This is a genomic window from Yoonia sp. I 8.24, assembly GCF_022096995.1.
Lineage (GTDB): Bacteria > Pseudomonadota > Alphaproteobacteria > Rhodobacterales > Rhodobacteraceae > Yoonia.
On the sequence record NZ_JACXGQ010000002.1, the window covers coordinates 43,820 to 60,653 of the forward strand.

At 56.0% G+C, this 16,834-nt stretch carries 14 protein-coding genes and 1 tRNA gene; 4 read left to right on the forward strand and 11 right to left on the reverse strand.

The features are described 5' to 3' along the window. Nucleotides 1–112: 112 nt before the first annotated feature. The 4 genes from Yoon_RS03135 to Yoon_RS03150 all read right to left on the reverse strand — a co-directional run bounded on the left by Yoon_RS03135 (nt 113) and on the right by Yoon_RS03150 (nt 4,161). Nucleotides 113–1,672, reverse strand: a complete 1,560-nt coding sequence (locus Yoon_RS03135; protein WP_238110055.1) for a 2-isopropylmalate synthase — start codon at nt 1,670–1,672, stop codon at nt 113–115. Between the two features lie 12 nt (nt 1,673–1,684). Next, complete coding sequence (locus tag Yoon_RS03140; RefSeq protein ID WP_238110057.1) at nt 1,685–2,041, reverse strand: cupin domain-containing protein; 357 nt, start codon at nt 2,039–2,041, stop codon at nt 1,685–1,687. Nucleotides 2,042–2,262: 221 nt separating this feature from the next. Next, nucleotides 2,263–2,679: a VOC family protein gene (locus tag Yoon_RS03145; RefSeq protein ID WP_238110058.1), complete on the reverse strand. Its 417-nt coding sequence runs from the start codon at nt 2,677–2,679 to the stop codon at nt 2,263–2,265. A gap of 81 nt (nt 2,680–2,760) precedes the next feature. After that, a complete protein-coding gene (locus Yoon_RS03150; protein ID WP_238110946.1) occupies nt 2,761–4,161 on the reverse strand; it encodes an MORN repeat-containing protein in 1,401 nt (466 codons plus the stop codon). A gap of 160 nt (nt 4,162–4,321) precedes the next feature. On the opposite strand from Yoon_RS03150, the gene Yoon_RS03155 reads away from it, so the two are divergent. Both Yoon_RS03155 and gltX read left to right on the forward strand, forming a co-directional pair. Beyond that, the gene (locus Yoon_RS03155; RefSeq protein WP_238110060.1) at nt 4,322–5,989 is read left to right on the forward strand and encodes an NAD+ synthase; all 1,668 of its coding nucleotides are present in this window, start codon (nt 4,322–4,324) and stop codon (nt 5,987–5,989) included. 61 nt (nt 5,990–6,050) lie between these two features. After that, on the forward strand, nt 6,051–7,373 hold the full coding sequence (gene gltX / locus Yoon_RS03160) for a glutamate--tRNA ligase (protein ID WP_238110062.1): 1,323 nt from the start codon (nt 6,051–6,053) through the stop codon (nt 7,371–7,373). Here the strand turns inward: gltX and Yoon_RS03165 are convergent. The 3 genes from Yoon_RS03165 to Yoon_RS03175 are packed head-to-tail and all read right to left on the reverse strand — an operon-like array spanning nt 7,360 to nt 11,095. Beyond that, nucleotides 7,360–7,908, reverse strand: a complete 549-nt coding sequence (locus tag Yoon_RS03165; protein WP_238110064.1) for a gamma-glutamylcyclotransferase — start codon at nt 7,906–7,908, stop codon at nt 7,360–7,362. The genes gltX and Yoon_RS03165 overlap by 14 nt on opposite strands. Further along, nucleotides 7,905–10,409 (reverse strand): ABC transporter permease, encoded by a 2,505-nt coding sequence (locus tag Yoon_RS03170; RefSeq protein WP_238110066.1) that lies wholly within the window; start codon nt 10,407–10,409, stop codon nt 7,905–7,907. Before Yoon_RS03170 ends, Yoon_RS03165 begins: the two co-directional genes overlap by 4 nt. Beyond that, the gene (locus Yoon_RS03175; RefSeq protein WP_238110069.1) at nt 10,406–11,095 is read right to left on the reverse strand and encodes an ABC transporter ATP-binding protein; all 690 of its coding nucleotides are present in this window, start codon (nt 11,093–11,095) and stop codon (nt 10,406–10,408) included. The genes Yoon_RS03170 and Yoon_RS03175 overlap by 4 nt, the downstream gene beginning before the upstream one ends. Between Yoon_RS03175 and Yoon_RS03180 the strand changes: the two genes are divergently transcribed. Next, nucleotides 11,094–11,780 (forward strand): arylesterase, encoded by a 687-nt coding sequence (locus tag Yoon_RS03180; protein ID WP_238110948.1) that lies wholly within the window; start codon nt 11,094–11,096, stop codon nt 11,778–11,780. The genes Yoon_RS03175 and Yoon_RS03180 overlap by 2 nt on opposite strands. On the opposite strand, the gene Yoon_RS03185 is transcribed toward Yoon_RS03180, so the two are convergent. The 4 genes from Yoon_RS03185 to Yoon_RS03200 form a co-directional block, all read right to left on the reverse strand. Next, the gene (locus tag Yoon_RS03185) at nt 11,777–14,212 is read right to left on the reverse strand and encodes an FAD-dependent oxidoreductase (RefSeq protein ID WP_238110071.1); all 2,436 of its coding nucleotides are present in this window, start codon (nt 14,210–14,212) and stop codon (nt 11,777–11,779) included. The genes Yoon_RS03180 and Yoon_RS03185 overlap by 4 nt on opposite strands. Before the next feature lie 83 nt (nt 14,213–14,295). Beyond that, entirely contained in the window at nt 14,296–15,270 is a 975-nt protein-coding gene (locus tag Yoon_RS03190) for a LysR family transcriptional regulator (protein ID WP_238110072.1), read from the reverse strand. 233 nt (nt 15,271–15,503) lie between these two features. Continuing rightward, nucleotides 15,504–15,579, reverse strand: a tRNA-Ala gene (locus Yoon_RS03195). A 103-nt stretch (nt 15,580–15,682) separates the two neighbouring features. Continuing rightward, a complete protein-coding gene (locus Yoon_RS03200; RefSeq protein ID WP_238110073.1) occupies nt 15,683–16,009 on the reverse strand; it encodes a TIGR02300 family protein in 327 nt (108 codons plus the stop codon). 109 nt (nt 16,010–16,118) lie between these two features. Here Yoon_RS03200 and Yoon_RS03205 point away from each other — a divergent pair, with 109 nt between their 5' ends. Continuing rightward, nucleotides 16,119–16,811, forward strand: coding sequence for a M48 family metallopeptidase (locus Yoon_RS03205; protein ID WP_238110074.1), 693 nt, complete (start codon nt 16,119–16,121; stop codon nt 16,809–16,811). Nucleotides 16,812–16,834: the final 23 nt, after the last annotated feature.

The following is a 16,834-nucleotide window of genomic DNA, read 5'->3' on the forward strand; positions in this document are numbered from 1 at the left end:
CCTTCCAGCGATCAAACAGGGGCTGCGTCTTGCGTTCTGAGGGGACGTCTTCAAAACGCAAATGGGCGGCCCTTTGCCGAGGGCCGCCCAAGATTACGACTCGCAAAGCAAGTTAACGATCTTTGTAACTGACGCCTTTGACATCATAACCGGGCGCAGATTCTTCACGTCGTACCAGCAAGCGGTTGAGGGCGTTGATATAGGCCTTGGCACTGGCGACGACAGTGTCGGTATCCGCCGATTGTCCTGTCGCGATACGGCCTTCTTCTTCCATTCGCACGGATACTGTGGCTTGCGCGTCGGTGCCTTCGGTGACGGCGCTGACCTGATAAAGCTGCAAACGTGCGCCATGTGGGAACAGCGCCTTAACAGCGTTAAAGGTGGCATCAACCGGGCCGTCACCCGTGGCTGATGTTTTAACATCAGCGCCGTCGATCTCCATGACCATATCGGCTGTTTGGGGGCCTTCGGTCCCGCAGACAACCCGCAAGGATTTCAACTTCAACCGATCTTCGTCGCCGCTATTTTGGTGCATCAAAGCAAGCAGATCGTCGTCAAAGACTTCTTTCTTACGGTCCGCCAAGTCTTTGAAGCGGACAAAGACGTCTTTTAATTGGTTATCCGCGAGATCATCAAAGCCCAACTCGTTGAGCTTAGCACGCAAAGCGGCACGGCCAGAGTGTTTACCCAATGGCAGCGAGGTGCCGGACAGCCCCACATCTTCGGGGCGCATAATTTCAAACGTCTCGGCGTTTTTCAGCATGCCATCTTGGTGGATACCGCTTTCGTGCGCAAAGGCATTCTTGCCGACGATGGCCTTGTTGAACTGCACAGCAAAACCCGACACGGCCGCAACACGGCGCGAGATGTTCATGATCTTCGTGGTGTCGATTTCGGTTGAAAATGGCATGATGTCGCCGCGCACTTTTAGGGCCATGACGACTTCTTCAAGGGCTGTATTGCCCGCGCGTTCGCCCAAACCGTTGATCGTGCATTCGATTTGACGTGCGCCGCCTTCGACAGCCGCCAGCGAGTTCGCCGTCGCCATGCCAAGGTCATTGTGGCAGTGGGTCGCAAAGATCACGTCATCCGCACCCGGTACGGTCGCGATCAAATTGCGGATCAAATCGGCGCTTTCAACAGGGGCGGTATAGCCGACGGTGTCGGGGATGTTGATGGTCGTGGCACCAGCTTTAATCGCGATCTCGACGGTGCGGCACAGGTAATCCCATTCGGTGCGGGTCGCATCCATTGGCGACCATTGCACGTTTTCACACAGGTTGCGGGCGTGGGTGACCGTGTCATGGATCCGTTGGGCCATTTCATCCATCGTCAGGTTCGGGATCGCGCGGTGCAGCGGTGATGTCCCGATGAACGTGTGGATACGTGGGGACCGCGCGTGTTTCACGGCTTCCCAGCAACGGTCGATATCTTTGTAGTTGGCACGCGCCAAGCCACAGATCGTTGAGGTCTTCGCAAGCCTTGCAATTTCGCTGACCGCTTTGAAATCGCCCTCAGAGGCGATCGGAAAACCAGCTTCGATAATATCGACGCCCATCTCGTCCAGCAGCTCCGCGATCTCAAGCTTTTCGGCATGGGTCATGGTCGCGCCGGGTGACTGTTCGCCGTCGCGCAATGTGGTGTCAAAAATCAGAACTTTGTCTTTGGTCATCTGATTAATCCTTCAAATATGGTCTTTGGGGGCGGCGGGTCGATCCGCATCGCCAGAATTCGGTTCACCTTTTGGTTCGATCAAAAGCACTTTGGCTTCGTGTTCGGCTCGGGGGCGATGTACGACACCTTTGGGGACAATGAAAAGCTCGCCAGCGTGAAAAGTCACGCTTTCTTGGCCTTCAAAGTCCATCGTGACCTGACCTTCGATGACCAAAAAGAAGTCATCGGTGTCGTCATGCTTGTGATAAGGGAACTCACCTTGGAACTTTACGACCATGACGTCGTTGTTATTGTAGCTGGCGACCACCTTGGGGTCCCAATGGCTGTCGAATAACGATAGCTTTTGCGCAATGTTAATAGCTTGCATGATTTTCCTAACTCTGATGGGGTGCTTTAGCGCTGTATCTCAACTCCTCTGAGCACGCGCGCCAAACAAGGCCGCGCTCAGAGGCGAGCTAGGAGTAGGTCAAGCCCACGCGCAAACGGCGCCGGAAGGCGCTGCGGGTTCGCGATATGTTGGGCGTTCATCATGGGGCGACTATAGTCAGGTTTTTCGCGTTGAAAAGGCACAAATGCAAAACATCTGTTTTATCCATCCCGCCCGGGCGCAGTCGGGTCATCACAAAACAACGCGATCTTATTCCCCTGCGGGTCGCGCAAATAGCCAACATAAAAATGTGCCCCGTAGGATGCACGAAAACCGGGCCGGCCTTCATCCGCGCCACCTGCGGAAAGCGCTGAAGCATACAGATCCCGCACCAATTCTTGGGTGTTTGCTTCAAAGGCGATCATTGCACCATTCCCGGCCGAGGCTGGCTGCCCATCAAAGGTGGGCTTTACATAGAAGTCTGGCAGCAAGGGCGATTGGCCCGGCGCGACTGGCAACGCAAAACTGAGCCCTTCAGGCCCTTCTTTTAGGTCATACCCAAGCTTAGGCAGGAATGCCGTATAAAACCGTTTGGCAAGTGCGATATCATCGGCCCCGACGGCAACATAAGCAATCATTTTACGCGCTCTTTGGAATGGGAGCAAAGAAGCCCGCGATGCTGGTTGCATGCGGGCTTATTTACTGTTTTTCGATTATTTTTACTCTGTCGTTTCTGACACGAGCGCGCCGTCTGACCAGATGCCGATGCTTTCTTGGCCGGTGGCGAATGTCATTTTGCCTTCGCCTTCACGGCGGCCGCGTACAAATGCACCTTCGTAGACATCGCCGTTGGCATAGGTCGCAAGACCTTCGCCGTTGATTGTGCCTTCGACCCAATCGCCGACATAGTTGAACCCATCGGGCAGGGTAATTTCGCCCTTACCGTTACGTTGGTTGTTCGAAAACTCACCAATGTAGACAGTGCCGTCTGCATAAGAGGCTTGCCCCAAGCCGTTGCGCTGACCTTCGGACCATTGGCCTTCATAGGTATATCCATCGGTGTAGGTCATTTTGCCTTGGCCGTGGTTTTTCGCGTTCAGGAATTCACCCTCATAGACAAGACCATTGACGAAGGTTGCTGTGCCAGAGCCGCTGATCACGCCGTTGTCCCAATCGCCTTCATAGGTTGAACCGTCAGGATAGGTCATTGTGCCCGTGCCATGTGCGAGATCATTCATAAATGTCCCGGCATAAACGGACCCGTCGGGGTAGGTGGCTTCGCCTGTACCTTCGATCCGCCCTTCGGCCCATTCACCAACATAGATATACCCGTCTGCGCCTTGCAGCGTGCCCGTGCCGTGGCGTTTATCATCAGCAAAGGAGCCTGTATAAACGTCGCCATTGGCGTAGGTGACGGTGCCTTCGCCTTCGCGCTTACTGGCGACAAAGTTGGCATCATAGACGTCGCCATTGGTTTGGGTCAGGGTTCCGCGTCCTTGAATTTGGCCGTCAACCCATTCGCCGCTATATATCACGCCATCGGCCATCGTCATTGTGCCGATGCCGTTGCGTTCGCCAGCGGTCAGGTTGCCAGTATAAACAGCGCCGTCAGGGTAAGTGATCGTACCTTCACCTTCTTTGATGCCGTTAACCCATTCGCCTGCGTAGACATAGCCTGTTTCGCTCGTCATGGTGCCTGTACCGTGGTACATTGCGTTGCGGAACTCGCCTTCATAGGTCAGCCCGTTCGCGTAATTTGAAATGCCTTGGCCGGTGATGTTGCCGTCGACCCAATCGCCTTCAAATGTGCCGCCATCCGCAAATGTGATTCGGCCTTGGCCTTCGGGCTTGCCCGCGACAAACGCGCCTTCATAGACGGACCCGTTGGCAAAACGTGCAACGCCTTGTCCACGAATTTCGCCTTCGACCCATTCGCCTGTGTATTCATAGCCGGTGGGCAAAGTGTAGGTGCCGATACCGTGCTGCTTTCCATCAAGGAATTCGCCTTCGTAGACGCCGCCGTCATCGTACTGCTTTGTTTGGACTGTTTGCGCTTGCGCGCCTGTCGCCAACCCAACAGTAAGCAGGGCGACCGCCATTGTTTTTGGTAATCCAAACATAGTCATTCGAGTCCTCCGATCACTTAACTCACACCGCAGCTTAGGTAAGGCTCTGCGTTCTGACAACGGTTAAGGGAACATTATCCCTACATTGTTTTGCAGCCGCCTTTTCAATACGCGTTATTCTGGTACATGCATTGCTGTGAATTAGGACAAAACTATGACAAAAATGTTCCGCCTAACGATGGCTCAGCTAAATTCCGCCGTTGGCGATTTATCAGGCAATGCAGACCTCGCCCGCGAGGCCTGGGCCGCCGGACGCGACGCAGGGGCTGATATGGTCGCCCTGCCAGAGATGTTTATCACTGGCTATCAGACCCAGGACCTTGTGCAAAAGCCCGCATTTGTTGCCGATGCGATGGCGCATATCATGCTGCTTGCCGCTGATTGCGCGGATGGTCCGGCCTTGGCAATTGGTGGGCCGCAGTTCGAAAATGAGCGGCTCTACAATTGTTATTTTATCCTGCGTGGCGGTAAAATTTCTGCTCGCATGAAAAAACATTTTTTACCGAACTTTAATGTTTTTGACGAAGTGCGCCTGTTCAAAAGCGATGATATTTCAGGCCCCTACACGGTTAATGATGGCCCTCGCCTTGGCAGCCCAATTTGTGAAGATGCGTGGTATCCTGACGTTGCTGAAGCGATGGTAGAAACTGGCGCGGAAATTTTGATCGTTCCCAATGGGTCGCCCTATTTTCGGAATAAATTCCCGGTTCGGCTCAACAATATGGTTGCGCGTGTTGTCGAAAACGATGTGCCGCTGGTCTATTTGAACATGGTTGGCGGACAGGATGACCAAGTCTTTGACGGTGGATCATTTGTGTTGAACCGTGGCGGCCAATTGGCTGTGCAAATGCCAGTTTTGCAAACTGCGATCACCCATGTCGATTTCAAACATACAGATACAGGATGGGAAGCAATCCCCGGCGAATTCGCGCCGATGCCCGATGACATCGCGCAAGACTATCACGTGATGGTTCTGGGCTTGCGCGACTACATGCGCAAAACTGGCTTTAAGAAGGTGCTTTTGGGCCTGTCGGGGGGAATCGATAGTGCGATCGTCGCGGCAATAGCCGCTGACGCGCTTGGCCCTGAGAATGTGCGCTGTGTTATGTTGCCGTCTGAATATACCTCGCAGGCCTCGCTTGACGATGCGGCGGCGGCGGCGGATGCATTGGGTGTCAAATATGATATCGTCAATATCGCAGGCCCGCGTGCGGCCGTCACCGAAGCGCTGGCACCTTTGTTTGGCGATATGCCCGCCGATTTGACCGAAGAGAACATTCAATCGCGTATCCGTGGATTGTTATTGATGGCGCAGTCCAATAAATTTGGCGAAATGCTGCTGACCACTGGCAATAAGTCCGAGGTCGCTGTTGGCTATGCGACGATCTATGGCGATATGGCGGGTGGGTATAACCCGATCAAAGATATGTATAAAACGCGTGTGTTTGAGACATGTCGCTGGCGGAATGCCCATCACTGCGATTGGATGCATGGCCCTGCGGGAGAGGTGATCCCAACCGCGATTATCGACAAACCTCCGTCAGCCGAGCTGCGCCCGGATCAAAAAGACGAAGACAGCCTGCCGCCCTATGACATTCTCGATGGCATCCTCACAATGTTGGTTGATGATGAAGCGTCCGTCGCCGATTGCGTGGCTGCCGGGTATGATCATGAGACAGTGAAGCGGGTCGAACATCTGATTTATATCAGTGAATATAAGCGGTTCCAGTCCGCCCCCGGTCCGCGCCTGTCGCACCGCGCGTTTTGGCTTGATCGGCGCTATCCGATTGTGAACCGCTGGCGTGATAACAGTGGGGCATAAAGGCTAAACTGGACATCTTGCCTGTTGCATGGTCATAAGTGCGCCAACAGGAGATGACCCCATGACAACGACCAGATTCGCCCCTTCGCCCACCGGTTGGCTGCACATCGGCAACCTGCGCGCAGCGCTTTTTAACTACGCTATTGCGCGCCAAAATGGCGGGCAGTTTGTGCTGCGGATCGATGACACAGATGCGGAACGCTCTAAGGAAGAATATGTTGAGGGCGTCAAAGAAGATCTGACTTGGCTTGGTATCAAATGGGACCGCATTGAACGTCAGTCGCAGCGGATGGACCGCTATGAGTTGGCAAAACAAAAGCTGATCGACATGGGGCGTTTGTACGAATGCTTTGAAACCCCGGTTGAATTAGACCTCAAGCGCAAGAAACAGCTGAACATGGGCAAACCGCCGGTTTATGATCGGGCCGCCCTTGCGCTGTCTGATGCCGAAAAAGATGCACTGCGCGAAGAGCGCGGTTCGCACTGGCGGTTTAAACTGGATCTAGAACGGATCGAGTGGGCCGACGGGATTATCGGGGACATTTCAATCGATGCGGCCTCTGTCAGCGATCCGGTGCTGTTTAAGAATGGCGGTCAAATTCTGTATACGCTGGCCTCGGTCGTGGATGATATCGAAATGGGCATGACGGATGTTGTGCGCGGGTCCGACCACGTGACCAACACCGCGACACAAATTCAAATCATGCACGCGCTGGGCGGCACGCCGCCGCGTTTTGCACATCATTCTTTGCTGACAGGTCCGCAAGGCGAGGCGTTATCAAAGCGTCTGGGCACATTGGCGTTGCGTGATTTGCGCAAGGCAGGCATCGCCCCCGAAGCGATTTTGTCATTAATGGCGCGATTGGGGTCTTCTGATCCGGTTGAACTGCGTGCAGATATTGACGAAGTTGTTGCAGGCTTTGACATCACCAAATTTGGTTCTGCGCCGACAAAGTTCGACGCTGACGATTTGGGCCCACTGACCGCACGCCATTTGGCGACGCTAGGTCATGAGGCCGTCGCCGAAACAATAACTGCGGCGGGTGTGCCTGATGGTTTGGCTGAACCATTCTGGAAAGTCGTGCGCGACAACATCAACACATTGGATGATGTGGCCGCTTGGTGGGCTTTGTTCCGCGATGGCGCGACCCCATTGATCGCTGATGAAGATGCAGACTTCGTCGCACAAGCGTTTGAGCTGCTGGGCGAGCCGCCCTACACCGCGACCACATGGGGTGAATGGACCGCACAAGCAAAAGCCGAGACGGGCCGCAAAGGGCGTGGCTTGTTTATGCCGCTGCGCAAGGCTGTCACCGGTTTGGAGCGCGGTCCGGAAATGGCCGACGTGATGCCATTGCTGCAGGTGAAACCTAAAGCAGGTTAAGCCTGTTCAAATGATGATCCACGAGCGCGGTTTCAGCTAAGCTGAGATCGCGGTGACGCGGATATTGCGGGGCGTCCCGATCTTCGATGATCGGGGCCCATGCATCGGTTGTGTCAAAAAACGCAGCCACGCCATCGACCCCAAACATCTGATGATAGCCTTGCACAACAACATCCAAATAGCTGCGCAAAATGCAGTGGTCCCGGGTATGTGACGTATAAAGATCGGGTGTGACCTGATACACCGCCGTCATCGCGCTGGGCGCATCATGGGTGACTGCATCTGTCACGTTATGGCGGTTGTAGACATCCTCGCGCGCATCAAGCGCGACCCAATCGGCCCCAGGCACACGCGCGATTACACCTGCAATTTCGCTACCTGCGTCCTGAATGACTGACAGATAGGCGATGTCATGTGCCGTGGTGCCCTGCCATGTGCGCCGCCAGCCCTTAAGCCGCGCCGGGCGCGGGTCATCGTAGTCGTGCGTTGACAAGTTGACGAGGCTACCATAGCCGAAAAATGCCGGATCGCTCATTCGCGTGCCCTTAATACTTGGGCGGGCTTTGCCGCCAATGATCGCCATGCAAACCCAAGCCCGGCGAAGGTTGAGGCGAGCAACCCACCAAGAATGATCAACAGGGCATTGCCCCAAATAACGCTGTAAGTGTTTTCCATGATGAATGTTGTAACGGCCCAACCGCCCAAGATTCCAGCCCCTAATGCGACCGATCCAGCGGCTAATCCAAGCAGCGCGGAACGCAATGCAAAGCTAAACAAAATGCGGCCCCGTGTGGCACCCAACGTCTTGAGAACGGCGGCTTCATAGGTGCGGGCGCGCTCACCTGCCGCGGCCGCCCCAATCAACACCAAAAACCCAGTGATCAGTGTGATCAACGCGCCATACCGCGTCGCGCCTGCGATGCCGCCGATTAGCGTAATAATCTGGTCAATCGCATCCCGGATACGGATTGCAGTGATGTTGGGATAGGCAGATGCGAGATCGTGCAAAATTGCGGCTTCGGCCTCTTCTTCTGCGTAAACGGTCGCGATCCAACTATGCGGAGCGCCTGCAAGGGCGGCTTGATTCAACGCAAGGACAAAGCCGATCCCGGCGTCCTCCCAGCTCACATTGCGGAAACTGGTGATAGTGCCTGTGATGTCGCGCCCAAGCACGTTGATGGTCATCGTATCGCCCAGTTGCAGCCCCATCTCGGCGGCTTCTTCTTGTGAAAAGCTAATCTGCGGCGGGCCGTCGTAGCCGACCGGCCACCATTCACCGGCGGTAATTTCCGTGCCATTTGGCTGCGCATCGGCATAGGTAATTCCGCGATCGCCACGCACCACCCAATGGCCCCCAGCTGCCTGTTGTGCCGGTTGGTCGTTGATCCGGGTGATGACACCGCGCAGCATCGGGGCTGTTTCAACCTTGCTGACTGCAGGATCACTATCAAGCCGGGCGTTGAACCCGTCAATTTGATCAGGCTGGATGTCGACAAAGAAATAGCTCGGCGCGATGCTGGGCAGTTCATCCGTGAATGAATTTTGCAAGTTGCCGTCGATCTGCCCAACCGCCGCCAAAACCGTCAACCCAAGCCCAAGCGAGAGCACAACAGATGTGGCTTCGCCGCCTTGGGTGCCGATTGCGGCAAGCGCGAGGCGTAAGGCCGGCCGTCCGCGCGATGGCGTACGCAGGCGTTTCGCAATCCAGCGGATCACGAAGGCTGCAAAGACGAGGATTGCGAGCGCCCCTGCGATCCCACCTGCCGTCCACAGGGTTAAGAATGTGGTGCCTGAAAAATAGACCGCGGCAGCGACAAGGGTGATTACCAACGCGGTCAAGACGCTGAGATATTGGCGCGGGGGTAGCGTTTTGGACCCACCAAATGCGTCGCGAAACAGGGTCGCGGCGCGGATGTCATCCGTCTTTGCAAGCGGCCAAAGTGTGAAAATAAGCGCCGCAAGTACGCCGTAAACCGCAGCCTCAATTAAGGGCGTGGTATATATGGTAAATACTGCGGGGATCGGCAGGCGTGCTTCGATCAGAGGAGCGAACATGAGCGGAAGTACAGCCCCCAAGACCAATCCGATGCTGATACCCACAAGCGAGAGCACCCCAATTTGAATGAAATACGTCTGGAAAATCGTCGCCCGTGTCGCCCCTAGGGTCTTCAGTGTGGCGATCACATTTGTTTTGGTCGCGAGATAGGCGCGGACGGCTGCGGATACTCCGACGCCGCCGACTGCCAATCCTGACAGGCCGACAAGGATCAAGAACGCGCCGATCCGATCGACAAATCGTGCGGTCCCGCCCGCGCCCCGGCGGCTATCGCGCCAGCGCAGCCCATCGTCACGAAATTGCAGGGCGGCATCGCGGCGTAGCTCAGAAAGATTGGCCCCGTCGGGCAAGTCTAGCCGGTATTCTGTTGAAAATAATGTGCCTTCGGTTAGCAGCCCAGAGTTTTCCAGCGCGCGTGTCAGAACAATTGTGCGCGGCCCAAGCCCAAAACCGCCCGCCGCATTGTCAGGATAGCGATCTAACACCGCGCGCAGGGTAAAGCTTTGGGTGCCAAGCCGAAATTGATCACCGGGTGTCAGCCCTAACCGGTCAACCAAGACCCTTTCCATCACGGCGCCATAATCCGCAAGTGCATCTGCGAGCGGCATGGGTGGGTCAAGTGTGACAGCGCCAATCAGCGGATATAGATCATCTACGGCCCGGATTTGGGTCAAACCACGGGCGTCACCGACAACGGCCATTGATCGAAAATCAACTGTTTCGGACACTTGGGTTGCGATGCTTTCCAGCCAATCACGTTCAGCGTCGCGCGCAAAACGGTAGGTAAACGATACCTCGGCATCGCCGCCCAAAAGGGCTGCGCCATCGCGTTTGAGACCCGCCTCGATCCCGGCGCGTACGGTGCCCACGGCCGCAATCGCTGCGACACCTAGCGCAAGACAAGCCAAAAACACCCGAAAGCCGCGCAAGCCCCCACGCAATTCGCGCGCGGCAAAACGGGCAGCGATGCGCAGGCTCATTGTGGGGCCTGCGTTGCTGTGTCGATCCGACCACCGCGCAGACGCACAACACGGTCACAGCGCGCCGCAAGTTCGGGCGCATGGGTAACCATGATCAGGGTCGCGCCGTGTTTGTCGCGCAAATCAAACAGCAGATCCATGATCGCTTGCCCATTGGTTTCATCAAGATTGCCCGTCGGTTCATCCGCAAGCAAAATACGCGGACGCGGTGCCGAGGCGCGCGCAAGTGCGACGCGTTGCTGTTCGCCGCCTGACATTTGACTGGGGTAATGGTTGATCCGGTCGCCAAGGCCGACGGCCTCTAATTCTGCCTGTGCGCGGCAGAATGCATCGCCCGCGCCAGCTAATTCGAGCGGGGTTGCGACATTTTCAAGTGCAGTCATTGTCGGGATCAGGTGGAAAGATTGGAACACCACCCCCATATTGTCACTGCGAAAGCGGGCCAACTGGTCTTCGGTCATTGTTGTCAGCTCTTGGCCAAGCGCCATGATGCTTCCAGATGTGGCCTGTTCCAGCCCGCCCAAAAGCATAAGGAGAGACGATTTGCCCGATCCGCTAGGCCCGATAAGCCCCAATGTTTCGCCCGCTGCGATATCCAACGAGATATCATGCAAGATGTCGACGCGCCCTGCATTTCCGTCGAGGGATAGGTTGGTGCCAGAAATAGAAAAAACAGGGTCGGTCATGCGTGGGGCCTTTGGTCAGATCATGTCTTTTGGATATGGCGCGCGCGGCGCATTTCGCAACCTTACTACTGCTGTTTTGCTAACAACAAGTTCTGTTCAGGCCCAAACCGTCACAATCGCGGCACTCGGGGATAGTCTGACTGCGGGGTATGGCTTGCAGCAAGATGATGGCTTTGTGCCGCAATTGCAGGCGTGGCTGGACGGGCAGGGGGCGGATGTTCGGCTGATCAATGCTGGCGTGTCTGGGGATACGACGGCGGGCGGGCGCAGCCGGGTGGATTGGACCCTAACGCCGGATGTTGATGCGATGATCGTTGCGCTTGGCGGGAATGATTATTTGCGCGGGATTGATCCCGCAGTGAGTTTTGAAAATCTTGATGCAATTCTGGCCGCAGGGCAGGCGGCGGGCGTCGGCATGTTGTTGGTCGGGCTTGATGTGGGGGCGAACTATGGTGCGGAATATGAGGCAGCGTTTGAGCAAAACTATGTGACGCTCGCGGCAAAATACGATGTTCCGCTTTACCCTGATTTTTTGGCGGGGATCCGCGCGGTGGTTGATACCCCCGCGGCGTTGGCCGAATTTGTGCAGTCAGATGGGCTGCATCCCAACCCCACTGGTGTGGGGTTGATCGTTGCAGATATCGGACCATCGGTTATGGAATTGATCGCAGCCTCCGTCGATTAAGCCCGCATACGCGCGTAGCTTGGATCATAAGGGCCTGTTGCAATCACGCGGGCGCTCACCGGTGCGCCGATGACGTCAACCGTCAGCGCGGTATCGACCTGCGCCAGATCGGGGTTCACAAAGGCATAGGCCAGATTGAGCCCCGTGCGATGCCCCCAGTCACCTGATGTGACAGTGCCGACAATTGCCCCATCGTACCAGACGGACGCGCCGCCATGGGCGGGGGCATCTTCGGTGTCGATCGCCAGTGTGACCAGTTTAACCTGCGGCCCGTCTTTAACGCGTTTGAGCAAAGCTGCCTTGCCAATAAAGTCACCTTTGTCGAGTTTGACAAACCGATCCAGCGCCGTCTCGAAAGGGTCGAATTCGGTCAAAATATCGGCTTTCCAGTGCAAGAACCCCTTTTCGACGCGCATGGAATCGACGGCCCGCGCACCAAAGAGACGCAGATCATGCGCCTGACCTGCTTTGCGCAATGCGGCATAGGCGGCATGAAGGTTTTCATTGGGGACGTGGATTTCATAGGCCAACTCGCCCGAGAAGCTCACGCCAAGCACCGTCGCAGGGGCGATCCCGATATGGGTTTCGCGCACCGACAGCCAAGGGAACGCCTCGCGTGACCAATCGCCGCGTGACGCCGCAGCAAGAACATCACGCGCTTTTGGCCCCGCCAGCACAAGGATAGTTTGGCTGTTGGTGAGGGATGTAATGGTGACATCTTCATCGGCGCGTAGATGGCTTTGCAACCAATCCATATCGTGGAATTCAGACGCGGCGGCAGAACCATACCACACCCGTTCTGGACCACGATCAGAGGCGGGCAGGTTGGCCACTGTGGCCTCGCCCTTCAGCAGGCCATGGTCGTTCAGAAGATACCCAAGCCCAACACGGCCTGCTCGTTTTGTGACGGTGCCACAGAACATGCGGTCAAGGAAACTATGCACGTCGTGGCCCGTCAGCTCAAAGCGGTTGAAGCCAGAAACTTCGGTCATGCCCACGCCGGTTGAAACGGCTTTGACCTCTGCCGCGACGACATCATGCACCTCGTTAAAGCGAAAACCGAGCGTTTCTTTAAAATCAGGGGTCGGCTTGATGTAGTCGACGCGCTCCCATCCGTTGACAGTGCCCATCTCGGCACCTTCCGCCACGAGTACTGTGGTCAATGGCGTCGTTTTCATCGGGCGCCCGGCGGGGCGATGTTCATGCGGGAAGTGAAAGCGGAATTCGTTTTGGTAATCTTCGATCGCTTTGAGCGCGGTGAGCTCAACTGTCGCGTGACCGGTAAAGCGGCGCGGATCAATGACCCAAGTGTCATATTGGGCTTCGCCGTGCACGATCTGCTGGGCGAGCAGCCAGCCGTGGCCACCGCCTTCACCTAGCCCCGCACGCAGACCAATGATGCAATACGCATTTCGTTTGCCCGGGATAGGCCCAACAAGCGGCGCACCGTCGATGGTGTAGGTGATGGGGCCGTTGACGATTTCGCGGATGCCCGTTTCCATCAAGGCGGGCATCCGTTCAAACGCCCCCTCAAGCACATCGGTCACACGCTCAAGATCATCAGGGCACAGGGCATTGGTGAAATGTGGGTCGATCCCATCCATGCCCCATGTCCGGCAATCTTGTTCATAGAAACCGAGCAGAAGCCCGCCTTTTTCTTGGCGGCTGTAATAGTCGCTAATTGGACAACGCAGCAGGGGAATCCGGTGACCAGCCTCAGCGATGGCCGGGATGTCTTCGGTCAGGAAATACTGGTGTTCCATCGAGGCAACAGGGTGCTGCACACCCATCATCGCGCCGATTTCATTACAGCGATAGCCGCCCGCGTTCACCACGATTTCACATTTCACATCGCCCTTTTCCGTGTGGACGGTCCATGTGCTATCGGCGTGTTGGGTCAGGCCGGTGACGGGTGTGTGGCGGTTGACCTCGGCCCCGGCAAGGCGGGCGCGGCGCGCCAATGCCTGACAGAGCTGTGCAGGGTCAATGTGACCATCGGTTGGGTCCCACAAACCGCCCAAAAGGTTGTCGGTTGAAATGAGCGGGTGACGGCGGGCGCATTCTTCGGCGTCGATAACTTCAAATTCGACACCCATGCCTGCGGCCACTGACGCGAAATGCCGATAACCGTCCATCTGTTCCGCAGTGTTGGCCAGACGAATGCCGCCATCGCCGTAGTTATAGCCAACAGGATACTCTGGGTCGTCGCGCAGCTCTTTATACAGGTTGATCGAATGCGTTTTCAGCCCAACCATCGTCTGGGTCATGCCGAAGTTGGTGACCTGCGCAGCAGAGTGCCACGTTGTGCCTGATGTGAGTTCGTCACGTTCAATCAGCATCACGTCGGTCCAGCCTTCCTGGGTCAGGTGATACAGGGCTGAACAGCCGGCGATCCCGCCGCCAATAACAACAACGCGTGCTTGGTCTCTCATGTCGATTTATCCGTGATATATGGGTATTTCCCCTATCAAAGCGCAACGGATCAAAGGGTCAATCTTGAAACAACAGTTTCGTATTATTCGAAACTAAGTTCCGAGATATCCAACGGCTCTGTCAGCCAAGGGTAGGCGGCGCAGGCGGGTTGGATGATCTCGCGCCGCATGATTTGACGCAGCAATGTCGCGACGGCTTCGCGGGTGGGGATATCAATGGTATCGCGCGCAACAAGCGCTATGCGTCGCGAAAATGCTGGGAGCGGTAGCGGGTGTAACTGCGTGTTTTGCGCAAACCGTTGCGACCGCACAAAGCCGACAGGCGTGATGATCGACCATCCCGCCCCGCCTGCAATAATCGCCATGATTGATTGCACGCTGTCAAAATCTAAGCGGCGCGGCAGATCGATCTGATTGCGGGCCAGATGTGCAGCGATTTGTTTGCCGATTAAATGGTTTGGGTTGAAGCGCAGGAAATCCAGCTGTGCGCGCCCCCGAACGATATCCGCTGGCGCATCATTGTGCCCATCAGGCAGGGCCAACACAAAGGGATCACGCATAAGACGCAAGCGTGTGACACCCATCGCGGCATCATCGCTTTCGGCGACAACAGCAAGATCAATCTCTCCCTTTTGTAAAAGATCAGTGGCTTGATGGCTTGGGATATTGCGGATCGATAGTGTTGCTTTAGGCATTTCTTTGGCCAAGAAGGTCGCCAGCGCGGGGGTCACGTTGCTTTCAAATTCGTCGATCATACCGATGCGTAAGGATCGGGCGTGCAGCAGGCCCGAAATCACCGTGGCATCCGCCGCACGCCGAATGTGATGCAAGCCTTTCGACAAATGTTGAAGCGCCTGATGCCCTTCCCGGGTCAGCACAAACGGACGCGACGTGCGGTCAAACAAGACCGTGCCTATCTGATCTTCAAGCCGGGCAATCTGGTGCGATATTGATGAAATCGACAGGCCCATTTCAGCGGCCGCAGCTTGGATGGACCCGGTGCGCGCAACCCGTTCAAAAGCGTCCAACGCCTGCAATGATACACGTGGCAGTGACACCCAAAGCCCCAATCAATTTCGATACATTGAGAACTGTGTCGGGGCCGGCCAAGGATGTCAAATACGTGGCTGGTTTAAATTTGAGGTAAGAGAATATGATGAGTTATGAGAAATTTAGTCAGTTCACGGCACATACATAAGGGTATGCAGCGGATCGGATGCCTAAAGTTCTGTCAAAACACATTAAGCGCGCGCGTAATTATGTGAATGCGATTTCGGGTAGGAAAAGTTATTGGTGGAGCCTAGCGGGATCGAACCGCTGACCTCCTGCATGCCATGCAGGCGCTCTCCCAGCTGAGCTAAGGCCCCATCATGATGACGCTGTCATCGGGTGCAACATATGTTGCGAGGTGCTGTCTATGCAGCGAACCGGGCGAGATCAAGTGTAAAATCGCGCCCGGAACAGGTAAAATTACTCGTCGTCGTTTGTCGCGACGTCAGCCAGTTCGTCGAGTGACACTGTATCTTCGTCATCGTCATCTTCGAGCACATCATCGCCCAGATCAACGTCATCAGAATCATCATCGTCATCGAGTACCAGATCTTCTGCGTCGTCAGCCTCTTTGGCTTTCGCAGATTGCGCGTCTTCGGCGTCTGCGACCATGGTCCGGGTTTTGGACGTATCGACCGCCACTTCATTGCCTGTGTATGGGCTAATGATTGGTGTCGCGTTCAGGTCGTAAAAGCGTTTGCCGGTTTCAGGGCAAACACGCTTTGTGCCCCATTCTTCCTTAGGCATAGGCTATCCCTTCAAATTCTTGTCTAACCCTTGCGGGTGATCGGTGCCAACTGCCATAAGCAGGCAGGCGTGTCAAAGCCTTTGACACATAAATCATGAGTAGTTGGATATGGGCCGTCATACGCTTGAAGGCAACCCCTCGATTGCGGTAGATTTACGCCGTTCTGCGCAGGCGCGTCGATTATCATTGCGTGTGTCTCGGCTGGACGGGCGTGTGACGCTGACAATGCCGGCGCGCACCCCCGACCGCGAGGCCTTTGCATTCTTGCGCGCGCAAGAAGATTGGCTACGCGGGCACCTTGCACAACTCAGTCCAGTGGTGCGCGCCGCTGTCGGTGGGGCCATGTTGTTACGCGGTCAAGAGGTACCGATCCGCCATGCTGATGTGCCACGTTTGCAAATCAAACAGGATGCCATTTGGGTGCCAAACGGGGCCAAGCTGAACGGGGCTGCCCTGCAAGCCGCGCTCAAGGTGCTTGCACGCGATGCGCTAGCTGCGGCCTCTGATGCTTATGCGGCGCAGTTGGGGGTGACCTATACGCGGTTGACCATACGCGATACGCGATCGCGTTGGGGGTCGTGCAGTAGCGCTGGGGCGTTGATGTATGCTTGGCGGCTTATTTTGGCCCCACCAGCGGTGTTGGACTATGTTGCTGCACATGAGGTCGCGCACTTGCGCGAAATGAACCATGCGCCCGCGTTCTGGGCGGTCGTGGCAGGGCTATGCCCGGATTATGAAATTCACCGGGTTTGGCTGCGAGAAAACGGGGATCAGCTGCACCGTATTCAATTCGACGATTGACCGCAGCCCAGTTTGTGATCACA

Coding starts and splice junctions, on each gene's coding strand:
- Yoon_RS03135 (WP_238110055.1), bottom strand. CDS start 1,672: ATGACCAAAGACAAAGTTCTGATTTTTGACACCACATTGCGCGACGGC.
- Yoon_RS03140 (WP_238110057.1), bottom strand. CDS start 2,041: ATGCAAGCTATTAACATTGCGCAAAAGCTATCGTTATTCGACAGCCAT.
- Yoon_RS03145 (WP_238110058.1), bottom strand. CDS start 2,679: ATGATTGCTTATGTTGCCGTCGGGGCCGATGATATCGCACTTGCCAAA.
- Yoon_RS03150 (WP_238110946.1), bottom strand. CDS start 4,161: ATGTTTGGATTACCAAAAACAATGGCGGTCGCCCTGCTTACTGTTGGG.
- Yoon_RS03155 (WP_238110060.1), top strand. CDS start 4,322: ATGACAAAAATGTTCCGCCTAACGATGGCTCAGCTAAATTCCGCCGTT.
- gltX (WP_238110062.1), top strand. CDS start 6,051: ATGACAACGACCAGATTCGCCCCTTCGCCCACCGGTTGGCTGCACATC.
- Yoon_RS03165 (WP_238110064.1), bottom strand. CDS start 7,908: ATGAGCGATCCGGCATTTTTCGGCTATGGTAGCCTCGTCAACTTGTCA.
- Yoon_RS03170 (WP_238110066.1), bottom strand. CDS start 10,409: ATGAGCCTGCGCATCGCTGCCCGTTTTGCCGCGCGCGAATTGCGTGGG.
- Yoon_RS03180 (WP_238110948.1), top strand. CDS start 11,094: ATGCGTGGGGCCTTTGGTCAGATCATGTCTTTTGGATATGGCGCGCGC.
- Yoon_RS03175 (WP_238110069.1), bottom strand. CDS start 11,095: ATGACCGACCCTGTTTTTTCTATTTCTGGCACCAACCTATCCCTCGAC.
- Yoon_RS03185 (WP_238110071.1), bottom strand. CDS start 14,212: ATGAGAGACCAAGCACGCGTTGTTGTTATTGGCGGCGGGATCGCCGGC.
- Yoon_RS03200 (WP_238110073.1), bottom strand. CDS start 16,009: ATGCCTAAGGAAGAATGGGGCACAAAGCGTGTTTGCCCTGAAACCGGC.
- Yoon_RS03205 (WP_238110074.1), top strand. CDS start 16,119: ATGGGCCGTCATACGCTTGAAGGCAACCCCTCGATTGCGGTAGATTTA.